Here is a 17,524-nt window from a genome sequence, read left to right on the forward strand (position 1 = left end):
ATTTGATCTGGATGAACCCCGTTGTGTTTCTTGTTCATCTGGCAAATTCCCGATGTTTATATTGAAGACATTTTGCGTGATGCAGGCCGCTTTCGCGAGCAGGCTCGCTCCCACAGGATCTGGTGGTGCACTCAAATTGTGTAACCACCGGAGATCCCTTTGGGAGCGAGCCTGCTCGCGAAGAGGCCTGAGGCTGCAGCTTAGATCCTGAAGCTGCCGACCAGATGCTTCAACCGCGCCGCCTGCTGCTCAAGGTCCGAACAGGCTCGCAATGTCGCCTGCAAGTTCTCTACGCCTTCCTGATTCAGCGTGTTGATCTCGTTGATATCAATGTTGATCGACTCGACCACGGCTGTCTGTTCTTCGGTCGCGGTGGCCACCGACTGGTTCATGCCGTCGATTTCGCCGATGCGCTGGGTCACGCTGCCCAGACGCTCGCCGGCCTGGTTGGCGATGCCGACGCTGCTTTCGCTCTCGCGCTGGCTCTCGGTCATGATGGTTACTGCCTGACGTGCGCCGACCTGCAACTCTTCGATCATCTTCTGCACTTGCTGCGCCGAATCCTGGGTGCGGTGCGCGAGGTTGCGCACCTCGTCGGCAACCACGGCGAAACCGCGTCCGGCTTCACCGGCGCGCGCGGCTTCGATGGCGGCGTTGAGTGCGAGCAGGTTGGTCTGCTGGGAGATGCTGGTGATTACTTCGAGAATCTGACCGATGTTCACCGTGTTGCTGTTAAGGGTTTCGATGTTGCCGCAGGAATCGCTGATCTTTGCCGACAGCTGTTGCATGGCGTGGATGGTTTTATCCACCACCTGCTGGCCGTCGACCGCGAGGCTGCGCGCATCGCTGGAATGCTGCGAGGCGAGGGCGGCGTTCTGGGCGATTTCCTGAGCGGCGGCGCCGAGCTGATTGATCGCGGCGGCGACGCTGTTGGTGCGGCTGGCCTGCTGGTCTGAGTTGTACATCGACGAGTTCGAGGCAGCGACCACACGCAGGGCGACTTCGTTGACCTGGCCGGTCGCCGAGGACACTTCGCGGATCGACGTATGAATGCGTTCGACGAAGCGGTTGAACGACGTACCCAGCGCGCCGAATTCATCGTTGCCGTGAATCACCAGACGCTTGGTCAGGTCGCCTTCGCCTTCAGCGATGTCATGCATCGCGCGGCCCATGGTCAGCAGTGGCTGCATCAGCACGCGAATCAGCATGCCAAGCAGGCCGATGATGATCAGCACGGCGATGACCATGGCGATCAGCGCCGAGGTGCGGAATTCGCTGAGCATCGAGAACGCGGTGTCTTTATCGAGCACCAGCGCCACGTACCAGTCAGCCGATGGCACTCCGTTGACGCGAGTGAAGGAAATCAACTGGGTCTTGCCGTCGAACTCGACTTCTTTCAGGCCCGGGCTGACTTGAGGCGCGCCGTTCGGATAGGCCTCGGCGAGGGTCTTGAGCACCAGTTTGCTGTCCGGGTGAATCAGGATCTTGCCTTCGGCGCTGACGATGAACGCATGACCGTGGCCGCCGAAGTTCAACGAGTTGATGATCGCGCTGACGCTGGTCAGATCGATGTCGGCTCCGGCCACGCCGAGCATCTGGCCCTGACGCTGTACCGGGGTGGCGACGGTGATCACCAGCTTGCCCGACGAAGCGGCAATGTACGGTTCGGTGACGATGGTCTGCTGCGCGCTGTTGGCCGCTTTGTACCAGCCGCGCGCCCGTGGATCGTAGTCCGGCGCGCGGTTGCCGGCCGGCACCGAGAACATCACGCCGTCGGCACCGCCAAAATAGCTGAGCTGGAAATTGCCGGTGTAGGCGGGCAGGTCAATGATGCGTTTGAGGCTGGCGGGCGCGTTGCCGTCAACGGCGACTTGCTGCGACAGCGATTGCAGCAGCTGAATGCGGCTTTCCAGCCAGGTCTGGATGTTGCTGGTGGTCAGGCTGCCCAGCTCCTGCATGGTCGCTTCGGTGCTGCTGCTCAAGGCCTGACGCTGGCGATAGTCGTTGAAGAAGATGAAACAGGCGAACGCTACGGCCACCACAAGGGCAGCAGCCAGCAGAATCTTGTGGCTGAATTTCATGTTTCTGGTCATCGAATGAACTACCGCGAGGGGGCTGGTCAGGAAAGGGCGGCAATTTGCCATATTCGGCAGCGTTGCGCTGCTCTTATTTTCGACCGCGCCGCGCCAAAGATTAGGCGTTTGCAGGGAAAGTCGACGAAATGCTCGACGGCTTCACAAAGTTTTTGATTTACCGGCAAAAGCCGGACGGGCGGGCAGATAAATAGGCGTTCGGTCACGGAACCAGATGACACTTTTCTCTTCTAAGCTTCTGGTTGGCACCATGCCATCCCCCCTCGTTCCAGGAGTTTCACCATGTCGCTGCGATCTATCGCCCTGCTGTCGTTTTGCGTGCTATTGGCCGCATGCAGCAAGGTCAAGCAGGAAAACTACTCCAAGCTCTCGGCCGGCATGGCCAAGTCCGAAGTGGAAACCCTTCTCGGCAAGCCCACTGATTGCTCGGGCGCGCTCGGTATGTCCAGCTGTACCTGGGGCGACAAGAACAGCTTTATCAGCGTGCAATACGCCGGTGACAAAGTGCTGATGTTTTCCGGCCAAGGCCTGAAGTAAACCGGGGCTTCGCGCCCACGGAGAAAAAAATGAAGCGGTTATTGCTGATCCTTTTTGCTGGCCTGGTACTGGCTGGCTGCGCCACTTCCGGCGTCGACCCGTTGGCGCCCAAGACCGTCAACAGCGTCAATCTCAAGCGTTATCAGGGCACCTGGTATGAACTGGCACGCTTGCCGATGTACTTCCAGCGCCACTGCGCGCAATCCGAAGCCCATTACACCCTCAAGCCTGACGGTAACGTCGGCGTGCTCAACCGTTGCCTGACCCCGGAGTGGCAGTGGGAAGAAGCCAAGGGCACGGCTTATCCACAAGTGCCGGGCAAGACCGACAAGCTCTGGGTCGAATTCGATAACTGGTTCTCGCGCCTGGTGCCGGGTGTGGCGAAGGGCGAGTACTGGGTGTTGTACGTCAGCGACGATTACAAGACCGCCATCGTCGGCGATCCGAGTCGCAAGTACCTGTGGCTGCTGTCACGCACGCCGACCGTCAACGGTGTAGTGCGTGAAGAATTGCTGAGCAAGGCGCGTCAACAGGGTTACGACACCACACGCCTGATCTGGCGGGCGTCGGATCGGCAGATGGCCAAGACATCCAATTAAGCCTCGATACAAATCAACTGTGGGAGCGAGCCTGCTCGCGAAAAGGGTGTATCAGTCGACATGAATATGGACTGATACACCGCTTTCGCGAGCAGGCTCGCTCCCACAGTTTGGTTTTGGGTCAGCCCAAGAGATCGCGCAGGACCTGGGTGAAGGCTCGGGCGCTTTGCTCTTCGTCGGCATGCCGGCCATCGCGCACCACCCACTGACCATTGACCAGCACATCGCGCACCTGGCGATCGCCGCCGGCGAACAGCCAGCGATTGAGAATCCCGTCCCCCGAAGCCGTCGCCAGATACGGATCGTTGCCATCCAGGACAATCCAGTCCGCGCGCTTGCCCACTTCCAACGCGCCAATCGGCTGCCCCAGTGCCTGTGCACCGCCGTCCAGCGCCGCGTCATACAGGGTGCGACCGACCATCGGCTGCTGCGCGCCATACAAGCGATTGCGCCGCTGATCGCGCAGGCGCTGGCCATATTCAAGCCAGCGCAACTCTTCCACCACGCTCAGCGACACATGGCTGTCGGAGCCAATGCCCATGCGCCCGCCCTGGGCAAGAAAGTCCACCGCCGGGAAAATCCCGTCGCCCAGATTCGCTTCAGTGGTCAGGCACAGCCCGGCGATTGCGCGACTGTTGGCCATCAGCGTGACTTCTTGCGGGTTGGCGTGGGTGGCGTGGACCAGACACCAGCGCTGATCGACTTCAGCGTTCTCGTAGAGCCATTGCAACGGACGGCGACCGCTCCAGCTCAGGCAATCGTCGACTTCTTTCTGCTGCTCGGCGATGTGGATGTGCACCGGGCATTGTTTGTCGCTGGCCGCCAACACTTCGCTGATCTGCTGCGGCGTCACCGCACGCAACGAGTGGAAACACAGGCCCAGCGATTGCGCCTTTTGCTGCGCCAGTAACGGCTGCAACCGCGCTTGCAGATTCAGATAGTTTTCAGTGCTGTTGATAAAGCGACGCTGACCATCGTTGGGCGTCTGGCCGCCGAAACCGGAATGACTGTAGAGGACCGGTAGCAGGGTCAGACCGATGCCGCTTTCGCTGGCGGCCTGGCTGATGCGCAACGCCAGTTCCGCCGGATCGGCGTACGGCTGGCCGTTGCTGTCGTGGTGCACGTAGTGAAATTCGGCAACCGAGGTGTAACCGGCCTTGAGCATTTCGATGTACAGCTGACGGGCGATGATGCCGAGCTGATCGGGGCTGATTTTTCCGACGAGGCGGTACATCAGATCGCGCCAGGTCCAGAAACTGTCGTTGGGGTTGCCGGCCACTTCGGCCAATCCAGCCATGGCGCGCTGGAAGGCGTGAGAGTGCAGGTTGGGCATTCCCGGCAGCAACGGCCCGCGCAGGCGTTCGGCGCCGTCTGCGCTTGAGTCGGCCTGGATTCGGGTCAACAAGCCATCGGCGCTGACCTCGAGACGTACATTGTTGGCCCATCCCTCAGGCAGCAGTGCGCGTTCGGCAAAGAAGGCGGACATCGTTCGGCACCCCATCGTGTGTTATTTGTATATACATATACAGACGTTTGCCTGCCCGGTAAACTCCGGCAAGCTAGTCACTTTCATCCAATGAACAGGGATCAACCGTGCCGACTCCGCCTCCAGTTTCTCCGTTGGCCGCGAACATGGGCGACAGTCCGGCGCCTTTGTACGCCCGCGTCAAACAGATGATCACCCAGCAGATCGACAGCGGTAACTGGCCGCCGCACTACCGCGTGCCGTCGGAAAGCGAACTGGTCAGCCAGCTCGGCTTCAGCCGCATGACCATCAACCGCGCCCTGCGCGAGATGACCGCCGACGGCCTGCTGGTGCGCATGCAAGGCGTGGGCACGTTTGTCGCCGAACCGAAGAGCCAGTCTGCGCTGTTCGAAGTGCACAACATCGCCGATGAAATCGCCTCGCGCGGCCATCGCCACACCTGCCAGGTCATCACCCTCGAAGAAGAAGCTGCCGGCTCCGAACGCGCGCTGGCGCTGGACATGCGCGAAGGTCAGAAGGTCTTCCACTCGCTGATCGTGCATTACGAAAACGGCATTCCGGTGCAAATCGAAGACCGTTTCGTCAACGCCCTGGTCGCGCCGGAATACCTCAAGCAGGATTTCACCCTGCAAACGCCTTATGCCTATCTCAACCAGGTCGCGCCGCTGACCGAGGGCGAGCACGTGGTCGAAGCGATTCTTGCCGAGCCGTCGGAGTGCAAGCTGCTGCAGATCGAAAAGGGCGAGCCGTGCCTGCTGATTCGCCGGCGAACCTGGTCGGGGCGTCAACCGGTGACGGCGGCGCGTTTGATCCACCCCGGTTCCCGCCATCGTCTGGAAGGGCGCTTTCATAAATGAATTATCAAGTGAAGGTTCTACGCGCTGAAGGCTACCCGCGCATGCCGTGGAAAAACGGCGGCGGCAGCACCGAGGAAATCACCCGTGATGCCGGCGTTGGCTTGGACGGTTTCGGCTGGCGTCTGTCGATTGCCGACATCACCGAATCGGGCGGTTTCTCGACATTCGCCGGTTACCAGCGAGTGATCACCGTGTTGCAGGGCGACGGCATGACCTTGTGCGTCGACGGTGACGCTACCCGCCCACTGTTACCCTTGGACCCGTTTGCTTTCAGCGGCGAAAGTCAGGTGTCCTGCACCTTGCTCGGCGGTGCGATTCGCGACTTCAATCTGATCTACGCGCCGCAACGTTACAGCGCACGGTTGCAGTGGTTGGCCGGTGAGCAGCGGTTTTTCAGCTCGGCATCGACGGTGCTGGTGTTCAGTGTCAGTGAGCGGATGGACGTGCGTGTTGGCGACGGCGTTTCGCAGCTCGGGCGGCATGATTGTCTGCAACTGGACGGTAACAGCGGGCTGGTCGAAGTCTCTACCAACGCCGCATGCTGCGTGATCGAACTCCTCCACAACTGAACACCCCCTGTGGCGAGGGGATTCATCCCCGCTGGGCTGCGCAGCAGACCGCCTTTTTAATCAAGAATGGGGCCGCTTCGCGACCCAGCGGGGATAGATCCCCTCGCCACAAAAGCCAACCCCACTCTTGTTTCCCTCCACGCACCAACTTGTTACCGAACGCCCCAGCGTGGCGCAAAACCACGCTCACTTGGCCTAGCCGCATCTGCTCAGAATCTCCTCCCGGAAAATTTCATCCACGCCAGAACCCTCGATTCAGGCGCTCTCCAGCCATGCCCGTGATTTTTCCTGAACACGCCTCCAACAAGTTGGCCGCTTGATTGCATATGCTTGTATGTACAAGTAAAGACGTATGCGTATGAGTCGGTCGAGACTCTCCGCAGCGTCCACTGATTCGCTTGTCGCGCAGCACAGCGCGCAGGCTGCGGCCCACTGCCAGGGTTGGTTTGAATTGATCGCTGAGGAGTCTTTTTCGTGACTGACAATACCCAGAACAGCAACAAGTTTCGTGACGTGCAGATCCGCGCCGCCCGCGGTAACACGCTGACCGCCAAGAGCTGGCTGACCGAAGCGCCGCTGCGCATGTTGATGAACAACCTCGACCCGGAAGTCGCCGAGAACCCGAAAGAACTGGTGGTCTATGGTGGCATCGGCCGCGCTGCGCGGAACTGGGAGTGCTACGACAAGATCGTCGAGAGCCTGACCAACCTGAATGACGACGAAACCCTGCTGGTGCAGTCGGGCAAGCCGGTCGGCGTATTCAAGACTCATAGCAACGCGCCGCGCGTGCTGATCGCCAACTCCAACCTGGTGCCGCACTGGGCGAGCTGGGAACACTTCAACGAACTCGACGCCAAAGGCCTGGCCATGTACGGCCAAATGACCGCCGGCAGCTGGATCTACATCGGCAGCCAGGGCATCGTTCAGGGCACCTACGAAACCTTCGTTGAAGCCGGGCGCCAGCATTACAACGCTGACCTGAAGGGTCGCTGGGTGTTGACCGCAGGCCTCGGTGGCATGGGCGGCGCACAACCGCTGGCCGCCACCCTGGCCGGCGCCTGCTCGCTGAACATCGAGTGCCAACAGGTCAGCATCGATTTCCGCCTGAAAAGCCGTTACGTCGATGAGCAAGCCAAAGACCTCGACGACGCACTGGCGCGCATCGACAAATACACCAAAGAAGGCAAAGCGATTTCCATCGCCCTGCTCGGCAACGCGGCGGAAATCCTGCCGGAACTGGTCAAGCGCGGCGTGCGCCCGGACATGGTCACCGACCAGACCAGCGCCCACGATCCGCTCAACGGCTACCTGCCGGCTGGCTGGAGCTGGGACGAATACCGCGCCCGCGCCAAGACCGAACCAGCCGCTGTGATCAAGGCAGCCAAGCAGTCGATGGCGGTGCACGTCAAAGCCATGCTGGAGTTCCAGAAGCAAGGCATTCCGACCTTCGACTACGGCAACAACATCCGTCAGATGGCTCAGGAAGAAGGCGTCGAAAACGCTTTCGATTTCCCGGGCTTCGTGCCGGCCTACATCCGTCCGCTGTTCTGCCGTGGCATCGGCCCGTTCCGCTGGGCGGCGCTGTCGGGTGATCCACAGGACATCTACAAAACCGACGCCAAGGTCAAAGAGCTGATCCCCGACGACGCGCATTTGCACAACTGGCTGGACATGGCCCGCGAGCGCATCAGCTTCCAGGGTCTGCCGGCGCGTATCTGCTGGGTCGGTCTGGGCCAGCGCGCCAAGCTCGGTCTGGCCTTCAACGAAATGGTCCGTAGCGGTGAGCTGTCGGCCCCGGTGGTGATCGGTCGCGACCACCTCGACTCCGGCTCGGTGGCCAGTCCCAACCGCGAAACCGAATCGATGCAGGACGGTTCCGACGCCGTCTCCGATTGGCCGCTGCTCAACGCACTGCTGAACACCGCCAGCGGCGCGACCTGGGTCTCCTTGCACCACGGCGGCGGTGTCGGCATGGGCTTCTCGCAGCATTCGGGGATGGTGATCGTCTGCGACGGTACCGATGAGGCTGCCGAACGCATCGCTCGCGTGCTGCATAACGACCCGGCGACTGGCGTCATGCGCCATGCCGATGCCGGTTACCAGATTGCCATCGACTGCGCGAAAGAGCAGGGGCTGAATCTGCCGATGATCACTGGCGGGTAACACGCTCTGGTTTATGTGGGAGCGAGCCTGCTCGCGAAGGCGTCGTGTCAGTCGCTACTGCTGTGCCTGATACACCCGATTCGCGAGCAGGCTCGCTCCCACAGAGGAATTTCAGTGAACCCGAATAGCAATCCACAGAGGTTGAATCATGGCGGTTAACAACGAACGTGCAGGCAGTACACCGTTGATCGAAAGGCGTTCGATCGACTACATCCCGGAAGCGGAAAGACACGGTCGTCTGTTCAGCCAGTTCACCCTGTGGATGGGCGCCAACCTGCAGATCACCGCGATCGTCACCGGGGCCTTGGCGGTGGTACTTGGCGGTGATGTGTTCTGGTCGTTGATCGGTCTATTGATCGGTCAGTTGCTCGGCGGTGGTGTGATGGCGCTGCATGCCGCGCAGGGACCGAAACTGGGCTTGCCGCAGATGATCTCCAGCCGTGTGCAATTCGGCGTTTATGGCGCAGCGATTCCGATCGTGCTGGTGTGCCTGATGTACCTGGGTTTCACCGCCACCGGGACAGTGCTCTCCGGGCAGGCGCTGGGGCAGCTGTTCAACGTCAGCGACAGCTTTGGCATCCTTATTTTCGCCAGCGTCATCGTGCTGGTCACAGTGCTTGGCTACCGTGTAATCCACTGGATCGGCCGCGTCGCCAGTGTGATTGGCGTGATCGCTTTCGTGTTCCTGTTCTGGCGGCTGATGAGCCAGACCGACGTCGGTGCGCTCCTGCAGATTCGTCATTTCAGCTGGAGCAGTTTCCTGTTGGCGGTGTCGCTGGCGGCGTCCTGGCAGATCGCCTTCGGCCCGTACGTGGCGGACTACTCGCGCTACCTGCCGAGCGCCACTTCATCGGTGAAAACCTTTTTCGCCGCTGGCGCAGGTTCGGTGATCGGCGCCCAGGTGGCGATGATCCTCGGTGTGTTTGCCGCCGCTTCAGCCAACGGTCAATTCGCTGGCCATGAAGTCGCCTACATCGTCGGGCTCGGCGGTACCGGCGCCACTGCCGCGCTGCTGTATTTCAGCATCGCGTTCGGCAAGGTGACCATTTCGACGCTGAACTCCTACGGCAGCTTCATGTGCATCGCCACCATCATCAGTGGTTTCAAAGGGCACCTGACGGTTACTCGCATGCAGCGGCTGATCTTCGTGCTGTTCATCGTCGGCGCGGCAACCCTTATTGCCCTGCTCGGGCAGCACTCGTTCCTCGGTGCGTTCAAGTCGTTCATCCTGTTTCTGCTCGCCTTCTTCACCCCGTGGAGCGCGATCAATCTGGTCGACTACTACTGCATAACCCGCGAGCGTTACGACGTGCCGGCGCTGGCCGATCCGAACGGTCGCTACGGACGCTGGAACCTGCTCGGCATCAGCGTCTATGTGTTCGGTGTACTGGTGCAGCTGCCGTTCATCTCGACCAAGTTCTACACCGGGCCGCTGGTGGCCGCCCTCGGTGATGTGGACATTTCCTGGATCATCGGTCTGGTTCTCCCGGCCGCCGTCTATTACTTCTGCGCAAAGAAATGGCACAGCGCAGTGCCCGATCGCCTGATTCTGCCGGTCGAGCAGAACAGCACCCGACAAGCAAAAACGAGCGGGACCGGTCGCGCTGCGGCGCAGGCCTGATCTGGACGTGGACCAGGCTGGATGCCTCTTGAACTGCCGTAAGCCCATTCATGATTAGGAGCGTCACGACAATGAAATCGAACAAGACCCTGCTGACCACATTGCTGTCCATGGGCCTGTTGGCCAGTGCCGGTGCGACGCAAGCCGCCGGCTGGTGCGAATCGGGCAAACCGGTGAAATTCGCCGGGCTGAACTGGGAGAGCGGCATGCTCCTGACCGACGTTATGCAAGTGGTGCTGGAGAAAGGTTACGGCTGCAAGACCGACAGCCTGCCGGGCAATTCCATCACCATGGAAAACGCCCTGAGCAGCAACGATATTCAAGTGTTCGCCGAAGAGTGGGTCGGCCGCAGCGAGGTCTGGAACAAGGCCGAGAAGGCCGGCAAGGTCGTCGGTGTCGGCGCACCGGTGGTGGGCGCGGTCGAAGGCTGGTACGTGCCGCGTTACGTGATCGAAGGCGACGCCAAGCGCAAGCTCGAGGCAAAAGCCCCGGACCTGAAAAACATCGCTGATCTGGGCAAGTATTCCGCCGTATTCAAGGACGCCGAAGAGCCGTCCAAGGGCCGCTTCTATAACTGCCCGGCCGGCTGGACCTGCGAGCTCGACAACAGCGAAATGCTCAAGAGTTATGGCCTGGAAAACAGCTACACCAACTTCCGCCCAGGCACAGGACCTGCGCTGGATGCGGCGGTGCTGTCGAGCTACAAGCGTGGCGAGCCGATCCTCTTCTACTACTGGTCGCCGACGCCGCTGATGGGCCAGATCGACGCGGTCAAACTGGAAGAGAAACCCGGCGTCGACAAGACCGTCAGCATCAAGGTCGGCCTGTCGAAAACCTTCCACGACGAAGCCCCGGAACTGGTCGCCGTGCTGGAAAAGGTCAACCTGCCGATCGACCTGCTCAATCAGAACCTTGGGCGCATGGCCAAGGAACGTATCGAGTCGGCAAAACTGGCGAAAATCTTCCTCAAGGAACATCCTGAAGTCTGGCACGCATGGGTGAGCGACGACGCAGCCAAGAAAATCGACGCGGCCTTGTAGGTCAGGTTTCCCCGGCTGCCAGCCACGGCAGCCGGACGCTTGATCGCAACCCCTTGATTGAGAGTCCCTTATGTTTCCCGAAAGCTTTACCTTTTCCATCGCCGACTGGGTCAACGGTTGGGTCGATTCGCTGGTGACCAACTACGGCGACGTGTTCCGGCATATCTCCGACACGCTGCTGTGGGCCATTGTCAGCCTCGAAGGTTTGCTGCGTGCGGCGCCGTGGTGGTTGATGCTGGCAATCGTCGGTGTCATCGCCTGGCACGCCACGCGCAAGGTCGTGACCACCGCCGTGATTGTCGGCTTGCTGTTTCTGGTGGGTGCGGTCGGCCTGTGGGACAAGCTCATGCAGACCCTGGCGCTGATGATGGTCGCGACGATCATTTCGGTGCTGATCGGCATCCCGCTGGGGATCCTCTCGGCGCGCAGCAATCGCCTGCGTTCGGTGCTGATGCCGCTGCTCGACATCATGCAGACCATGCCGAGTTTCGTGTACCTGATTCCGGTGCTGATGCTGTTCGGCCTGGGCAAGGTGCCGGCGATTTTCGCCACGGTGATCTACGCCGCGCCGCCGCTGATTCGCCTGACCGACCTCGGTATTCGTCAGGTCGACGGTGAAGTCATGGAGGCGATCAACGCCTTCGGCGCCAACCGCTGGCAGCAACTGTTCGGCGTGCAACTGCCGCTGGCGCTGCCGAGCATCATGGCCGGGATCAACCAGACCACGATGATGGCCCTGTCGATGGTGGTGATCGCTTCGATGATCGGCGCCCGTGGCCTCGGTGAAGACGTGCTGGTGGGGATTCAGACCCTTAACGTCGGCCGAGGTCTCGAAGCCGGGCTGGCGATCGTGATTCTCGCGGTGGTCATCGACCGCATTACTCAAGCGTACGGTCGGCCACGCCACGAGGTGAGCAAATGAGTAACGCAAGCGTGAGCAAGATCGAAGTGCGCAACGTCTTCAAGATTTTCGGCAACCGCGCCAAGGATGCGCTGGCCATGGTCGGCCAGGGCAAGAGCAAGGACCAGGTGCTCAGCGAAACCGGTTGCGTGGTCGGCGTGAACGACTTGTCGCTGAGTATCGGCACCGGCGAAATCTTTGTGATCATGGGCCTGTCCGGCTCGGGCAAATCCACCCTGGTACGGCACTTCAATCGGCTGATCGACCCCACCAGCGGGGCGATTCTGGTCGATGGCGAGGACATCCTGCAGTACGACATGGACGCCCTGCGCGAATTTCGTCGACACAAGATCAGCATGGTGTTCCAGAGCTTCGGTCTGCTGCCGCACAAAACCGTGCTCGATAACGTCGCCTACGGCCTGAAAGTGCGCGGCGAAAGCAAGCAGGTCTGCGCCGAACGCGCGCTGCACTGGATCAACACCGTCGGCCTCAAAGGCTACGAAAACAAATACCCGCACCAGCTCTCCGGCGGCATGCGTCAGCGCGTCGGCCTCGCCCGTGCATTGGCGGCGGACACCGACATCATCCTCATGGACGAAGCGTTCAGTGCGCTGGACCCGCTGATCCGCGCCGAAATGCAGGACCAGTTGCTGGAACTGCAAAAGACCCTGCATAAAACCATCGTCTTCATCACCCACGACCTCGACGAAGCCGTGCGCATCGGCAATCGCATCGCGATTCTCAAGGATGGCCGGTTGATCCAGGTGGGCACGCCAAGAGAGATCCTGCATTCGCCGGCGGATGAGTATGTCGACCGGTTCGTACAGCGGCGGGCGGCGGTGGTGTGACGCTGAGTGGCCGTTGTGGTGAGGGGATTTATCCCCGTTCGGCTGCGAAGCAGTCGTAAAACCGGCCACTGCGGTCTGTCTGACGGATTTGCGGGCATGGTTTGGGGCGGCTTCGCCACCCAACGGGGATAAATCCCCTCACCACAGGGTTCCCGGCATCAACAGAATTGGTATGAGGTTAGAGATGTCCCAGGCTGAAAAAATCGTTATCACAGGCAGCCCTCTGCGTTGGCAGGACGTGGTCGCTGTCGCCCGTCACGGTGCGCCGCTGGAACTGTCCAGCGACATCTGGGCGCGCATCGACAATGCTCAGGCCATCGTTCAGCGCATCGTCGCCAGCGGCGAGCGCGCCTATGGCGTCAACACCGGTCTCGGCGGTCTGTCCAACGTTTCGCTGCAAGACGAACAGCTCAGCCAACTCTCGCGCAACACCTTGCTCAGCCATGCCTGCGGTGTCGGCCCGGTGCTCAGCGACGAGCAGACCCGCGCAATCATCTGCGCTGCGATCCACAACTACAGCCACGGCAAGTCCGGCCTGCATCGGCGTGTCGTCGAAGGGCTGCTGGCGCTGCTCAATCGCGGCATCACCCCGCAGGTGCCGTCGCAGGGTTCGGTGGGTTATCTGACGCACATGGCGCACATCGGCATCGCGCTGCTCGGCGTCGGTAATGTCAGCTATCGCGGGCAGATCACCTCGGCGCAACAGGCGTTGGCCGAAGAAGGCCTGCAACCAGTGCAACTCGGTGCGAAGGATGGCTTGTGTCTGGTCAACGGCACGCCGTGCATGACTGGCCTCAGTTGCCTGGCGATTGCCGACGCTACGCGGCTGTTGCAATGGGCCGACGTCATCGGCGCGATGAGTTTCGAAGCCCAGCGCGGCCAGATCGATGCGTTCGATGCCGAAATCATTGCGCTCAAGCCGCATCCGGGCATGCAGCAGGTCGGCAACAACCTGCGCGCCTTGCTCGATGGCAGCGAAGTGATCGCTGCGAGCAAAGGCATTCGCACTCAGGATGCGCTGAGCATTCGTTCGATCCCGCAGGTTCACGGCGCCGCCCGTGATCAACTGGAGCATGCGATCAAACAGGTCGAAGCCGAACTCAACGGCTGCACCGACAACCCGTTACTGCTCGGCACGCCGGACAATTTCCGGGTGATGTCGCAGGCCAACCCGCACGGTCAATCCGTGGCGATGGCGGCGGATCTGCTGGCGATTGCCATGGCCGAAATCGGCTCGATTGCCGAGCGCCGTCTGGACCGTTTGGTCAACCCGCACGTCAGCGGTCTGCCGGCGTTTCTGGTGGCCAATCCCGGGGTCAACTCGGGAATGATGATCGTGCAATACGTCGCCGCATCGCTGTGTGCGGAAAACCGCCAATTGGCGCAACCGGCGGTACTCGACAACTACATCACCTCGGGCCTACAGGAAGATCACCTGAGCATGGGCACCAACGCCGCGCTGAAGCTGCATCGCGCGCTGGAAAACTGCACGCAGATCCTCGCGATTGAATACCTGCTGGCGGCGCAGGCGTTTGAATTCCTCAAGGAACAGCGCTTTGGCGTGGGCACTGACTGCGCGTGGAAACTGCTGCGCGAAACGGTCCCGGCCTACGATCAGGACCGCTGGCTGGCGCCGGATATCGCCGCCGCTGCGACCGTGCTGAAAGACCCGAATCTGCCGCACAACGTTCTACCGAATTTGCACTGACTACTACCCATACCAGCGTGCCAAGGCGTGGATCGTTCACAAGACGAGAAGCGACGGATAACGGAATGCTCCGGAGCGACTGGTAGTTAATAACAATGCCTGACAGGAGCATTTTAATGACTGCGTTGAATCTGATCCCCGGCCAACTGAGCCTGGCCCAACTGCGTGACGTCTACCAGCATCCCGTAACCTTGACTCTCGACAACAGCGCCAGCGCGCAGATCGAGGCCAGCGTCGCCTGCGTCGAGCAGATCCTCGCGGAGAACCGCACCGCCTACGGCATCAACACCGGTTTCGGCCTGCTGGCCTCGACGCGCATCGCCAGTGAAGACCTGGAAAACCTGCAGCGTTCGCTGGTGCTCTCGCACGCGGCCGGCGTCGGCCAGCCGATCAGCGATGACCTTGTACGACTGATCATGGTGCTCAAGGTCAACAGCCTCAGCCGGGGTTTCTCCGGCATCCGTCGGCAGGTGATCGATGCGCTGATCGCGCTGATAAATGCCGAGGTCTATCCGCACATTCCGCTGAAAGGTTCGGTCGGTGCGTCGGGGGATCTGGCGCCGTTGGCGCACATGTCGCTGGTGCTGCTGGGCGAGGGCAAGGCCCGCTACAAGGGCGAATGGCTTGAGGCCACCGAAGCGCTGAAAGTCGCCGGCCTGGCGCCGCTGACGTTAGCGGCTAAAGAAGGTCTGGCGTTGCTCAACGGTACTCAGGTTTCCACAGCGTTTGCCCTGCGCGGTTTGTTCGAAGGCGAGGATCTGTTTGCCGGTGCAGTGGCGCTGGGCAGTCTTACTGTTGAAGCCGTGCTCGGTTCGCGCTCGCCGTTCGACGCGCGCATTCATGCCGCACGCGGGCAGAAAGGTCAGATCGACGCCGCTGCCGCGTACCGCGATCTGCTCGGTGAGCGCAGCGAAGTCTCCGCCTCGCACCAGAATTGCGACAAGGTCCAGGACCCGTACTCGCTGCGCTGCCAGCCGCAAGTCATGGGCGCCTGCCTGACCCAGTTCCGTCAGGCCGCTGAAGTGCTGGCGGTCGAAGCCAACGCGGTTTCCGACAACCCGCTGGTATTCGCCGCTGAAGGCGACGTGATTTCCGGCGGCAACTTCCACGCCGAACCAGTGGCCATGGCCGCTGACAACATGGCCCTGGCCATCGCTGAAATCGGCTCGCTGAGCGAGCGGCGCATCTCGCTGATGATGGACAAGCACATGTCGCAACTGCCGCCATTCCTGGTGGCCAATGGCGGGGTGAACTCCGGTTTCATGATCGCCCAGGTCACCGCTGCGGCGTTGGCCAGTGAAAACAAGGCGCTGTCCCATCCACATTCGGTGGACAGCCTGCCGACCTCGGCCAACCAGGAAGATCACGTATCGATGGCCCCGGCGGCGGGCAAGCGTCTGTGGGAAATGGCCGAGAACACTCGCGGCATTCTCGCTGTGGAATGGCTGGCGGCGGTGCAGGGCCTGGATCTGCGCAACGGTCTGAAGACCTCGCCGAAGCTTGAACAGGCACGGGCGATTTTGCGCAAGGAAGTGCCGTTCTATGAAAAGGACCGCTTCTTTGCGCCGGACATCAATGCTGCGACGCAATTGCTGGCGTCGCGGTGTTTGACCGAGCTTGTTGCTGGGCAGTTGTTGCCTAGTTTGTAAGCGCTTTACGGGGAGATTTGTATTGTTAGTGAAATCGATCCCCCTCACCCCAGCCCTCTCCCCCAAGGGGGAGAGGGGGAAGGGAGCCGATCTTCATTGTTTTCGCAACGTGAGTTCGGCTGAGAAATTTCAGGTCGACATCTCTCGACAGAACAACCCGGTCAGTCCCCTCTCCCTCTGGGAGAGGGCTAGGGTGAGGGGCTTTTGAGGCGGCTCACCATACAAACCCAAACGGAGGCCAACAGTGAAAACCCTCTGGCAACACTGCCACGTCGCAACCATGGCCAACGGCGCCTATTCGATCATCGAGGATGCCGCGATCGTCACGTCCGGCGCGCTCATCGAGTGGATCGGCCCACGCACTCAATTGCCGTCCGGCGAATACCCGGCGGTCAATGATTTGCAGGGTGCGTGGGTCACCCCCGGTCTGATCGACTGCCACACCCACACCGTGTTCGGCGGCAACCGCAGCGGCGAATTCGAGCAGCGTCTGCAAGGCGTCAGCTATGCCGAGATCGCCGCGCAGGGCGGCGGCATCGCCAGCACCGTGCGCGCCACTCGCGAAGCCACTGAGGACGAGCTGTTCGCCAGCGCCGCCAAACGCCTGAAAAGCCTGATGCGCGACGGCGTGACCACGGTGGAAATGAAATCCGGCTACGGTCTCGATCTGGCCAACGAGCGCAAGCTGCTGCGGGTCATCCGGCGCCTGGCCGAAGAGCTGCCGATCAGCGTGCGCAGCACTTGCCTGGCGGCGCACGCGTTGCCGCCGGAGTACAAGGATCGCGCCGACGATTACATCGATCTGGTCTGCGAGCAGATGCTCCCGGCCCTTGCCGCCGAAGGTCTGGTCGATGCCGTGGATGCGTTCTGCGAATACCTGGCGTTTTCGCCGGAGCAGGTCGAGCGGGTGTTCGTCGCCGCGCAACAACTCGGACTGCCGGTAAAGCTGCACGCCGAGCAGTTGTCCTCGCTGCACGGCTCCAGCCTCGCCGCGCGCTACAAAGCCTTGTCCGCCGATCACCTAGAGTTCATGGACGAGGACGATGCCATCGCCATGGCCGCTGCCGACACCGTCGCCGTGCTGCTGCCAGGCGCGTTCTACTTCCTGCGCGAAACCCAATTGCCGCCGATGGACGCGCTGCGCAAACACAAGGTGAAAATCGCCATCGCCAGCGACCTCAATCCCGGCACCTCGCCAGCGCTGTCGTTGCGCCTGATGCTGAACATGGCCTGCACCTGTTTCCGCATGACCCCGGAAGAAGCTCTGGCCGGAGCGACCATCCATGCCGCGCAGGCGTTGGGCATGGCGCAGACCCATGGCTCGCTGGAGGTCGGCAAGGTCGCCGATTTCGTGGCGTGGGACATCGAGCGTCCGGCGGATCTGGCCTATTGGCTCGGTGGCGATCTGGACAAGCGCGTCGTGCGTCACGGCGTCGAATCGAATCTGTAGGAG

14 protein-coding genes are annotated in these 17,524 nt (G+C 61.2%); 12 read left to right on the forward strand and 2 right to left on the reverse strand.

Going from position 1 to position 17,524, the window contains the following annotated elements:
* Nucleotides 1–200: 200 nt before the first annotated feature.
* A complete protein-coding gene (locus V8J63_RS23080; protein ID WP_336464671.1) occupies nucleotides 201–2,093 on the reverse strand; it encodes a methyl-accepting chemotaxis protein in 1,893 nt (630 codons plus the stop codon).
* A gap of 282 nt (nucleotides 2,094–2,375) precedes the next feature.
* Here V8J63_RS23080 and V8J63_RS23085 point away from each other — a divergent pair, with 282 nt between their 5' ends.
* On the forward strand, nucleotides 2,376–2,630 hold the full coding sequence (locus tag V8J63_RS23085; RefSeq protein WP_336464672.1) for a hypothetical protein: 255 nt from the start codon (nucleotides 2,376–2,378) through the stop codon (nucleotides 2,628–2,630).
* A 29-nt stretch (nucleotides 2,631–2,659) separates the two neighbouring features.
* Complete coding sequence (locus V8J63_RS23090; RefSeq protein WP_016772094.1) at nucleotides 2,660–3,229, forward strand: lipocalin family protein; 570 nt, start codon at nucleotides 2,660–2,662, stop codon at nucleotides 3,227–3,229.
* A 121-nt stretch (nucleotides 3,230–3,350) separates the two neighbouring features.
* Here V8J63_RS23090 and V8J63_RS23095 read toward each other — a convergent pair whose 3' ends face one another.
* Nucleotides 3,351–4,715, reverse strand: coding sequence for a formimidoylglutamate deiminase (locus tag V8J63_RS23095; RefSeq protein ID WP_130927682.1), 1,365 nt, complete (start codon nucleotides 4,713–4,715; stop codon nucleotides 3,351–3,353).
* Between the two features lie 146 nt (nucleotides 4,716–4,861).
* Between V8J63_RS23095 and hutC the strand changes: the two genes are divergently transcribed.
* From hutC to hutI, 10 genes are all read left to right on the forward strand, one after another.
* Nucleotides 4,862–5,572: a histidine utilization repressor gene (hutC, locus tag V8J63_RS23100; RefSeq protein WP_162999786.1), complete on the forward strand. Its 711-nt coding sequence runs from the start codon at nucleotides 4,862–4,864 to the stop codon at nucleotides 5,570–5,572.
* On the forward strand, nucleotides 5,569–6,141 hold the full coding sequence (locus tag V8J63_RS23105) for a HutD/Ves family protein (protein ID WP_336464673.1): 573 nt from the start codon (nucleotides 5,569–5,571) through the stop codon (nucleotides 6,139–6,141). The genes hutC and V8J63_RS23105 overlap by 4 nt, the downstream gene beginning before the upstream one ends.
* A gap of 474 nt (nucleotides 6,142–6,615) precedes the next feature.
* Nucleotides 6,616–8,304, forward strand: a complete 1,689-nt coding sequence (gene hutU, locus V8J63_RS23110) for a urocanate hydratase (protein ID WP_016772090.1) — start codon at nucleotides 6,616–6,618, stop codon at nucleotides 8,302–8,304.
* 148 nt (nucleotides 8,305–8,452) lie between these two features.
* A complete protein-coding gene (locus tag V8J63_RS23115; protein ID WP_125925776.1) occupies nucleotides 8,453–9,925 on the forward strand; it encodes a purine-cytosine permease family protein in 1,473 nt (490 codons plus the stop codon).
* A 71-nt stretch (nucleotides 9,926–9,996) separates the two neighbouring features.
* Complete coding sequence (locus V8J63_RS23120) at nucleotides 9,997–10,965, forward strand: ABC transporter substrate-binding protein (protein ID WP_041477544.1); 969 nt, start codon at nucleotides 9,997–9,999, stop codon at nucleotides 10,963–10,965.
* Between the two features lie 70 nt (nucleotides 10,966–11,035).
* Nucleotides 11,036–11,887: an ABC transporter permease gene (locus V8J63_RS23125; protein ID WP_016772087.1), complete on the forward strand. Its 852-nt coding sequence runs from the start codon at nucleotides 11,036–11,038 to the stop codon at nucleotides 11,885–11,887.
* Nucleotides 11,884–12,714 (forward strand): quaternary amine ABC transporter ATP-binding protein, encoded by an 831-nt coding sequence (locus tag V8J63_RS23130; RefSeq protein WP_076565191.1) that lies wholly within the window; start codon nucleotides 11,884–11,886, stop codon nucleotides 12,712–12,714. The genes V8J63_RS23125 and V8J63_RS23130 overlap by 4 nt, the downstream gene beginning before the upstream one ends.
* 184 nt (nucleotides 12,715–12,898) lie before the next feature.
* The gene (gene hutH, locus V8J63_RS23135; protein WP_130902928.1) at nucleotides 12,899–14,422 is read left to right on the forward strand and encodes a histidine ammonia-lyase; all 1,524 of its coding nucleotides are present in this window, start codon (nucleotides 12,899–12,901) and stop codon (nucleotides 14,420–14,422) included.
* Nucleotides 14,423–14,538: 116 nt separating this feature from the next.
* Nucleotides 14,539–16,071 (forward strand): histidine ammonia-lyase, encoded by a 1,533-nt coding sequence (gene hutH, locus V8J63_RS23140; protein WP_336464674.1) that lies wholly within the window; start codon nucleotides 14,539–14,541, stop codon nucleotides 16,069–16,071.
* A 244-nt stretch (nucleotides 16,072–16,315) separates the two neighbouring features.
* A complete protein-coding gene (hutI, locus tag V8J63_RS23145) occupies nucleotides 16,316–17,521 on the forward strand; it encodes an imidazolonepropionase (protein WP_125925773.1) in 1,206 nt (401 codons plus the stop codon).
* Nucleotides 17,522–17,524 lie beyond the last annotated feature (3 nt).

Source organism: Pseudomonas sp. CCNWLW23, assembly GCF_037095675.1.
GTDB lineage: Bacteria > Pseudomonadota > Gammaproteobacteria > Pseudomonadales > Pseudomonadaceae > Aquipseudomonas > Aquipseudomonas atacamensis.

Coding starts and splice junctions, on each gene's coding strand:
- V8J63_RS23080 (WP_336464671.1), bottom strand. CDS start 2,093: ATGACCAGAAACATGAAATTCAGCCACAAGATTCTGCTGGCTGCTGCC.
- V8J63_RS23085 (WP_336464672.1), top strand. CDS start 2,376: ATGTCGCTGCGATCTATCGCCCTGCTGTCGTTTTGCGTGCTATTGGCC.
- V8J63_RS23090 (WP_016772094.1), top strand. CDS start 2,660: ATGAAGCGGTTATTGCTGATCCTTTTTGCTGGCCTGGTACTGGCTGGC.
- V8J63_RS23095 (WP_130927682.1), bottom strand. CDS start 4,715: ATGTCCGCCTTCTTTGCCGAACGCGCACTGCTGCCTGAGGGATGGGCC.
- hutC (WP_162999786.1), top strand. CDS start 4,862: ATGGGCGACAGTCCGGCGCCTTTGTACGCCCGCGTCAAACAGATGATC.
- V8J63_RS23105 (WP_336464673.1), top strand. CDS start 5,569: ATGAATTATCAAGTGAAGGTTCTACGCGCTGAAGGCTACCCGCGCATG.
- V8J63_RS23115 (WP_125925776.1), top strand. CDS start 8,453: ATGGCGGTTAACAACGAACGTGCAGGCAGTACACCGTTGATCGAAAGG.
- V8J63_RS23120 (WP_041477544.1), top strand. CDS start 9,997: ATGAAATCGAACAAGACCCTGCTGACCACATTGCTGTCCATGGGCCTG.
- V8J63_RS23125 (WP_016772087.1), top strand. CDS start 11,036: ATGTTTCCCGAAAGCTTTACCTTTTCCATCGCCGACTGGGTCAACGGT.
- V8J63_RS23130 (WP_076565191.1), top strand. CDS start 11,884: ATGAGTAACGCAAGCGTGAGCAAGATCGAAGTGCGCAACGTCTTCAAG.
- hutH (WP_130902928.1), top strand. CDS start 12,899: ATGTCCCAGGCTGAAAAAATCGTTATCACAGGCAGCCCTCTGCGTTGG.
- hutH (WP_336464674.1), top strand. CDS start 14,539: ATGACTGCGTTGAATCTGATCCCCGGCCAACTGAGCCTGGCCCAACTG.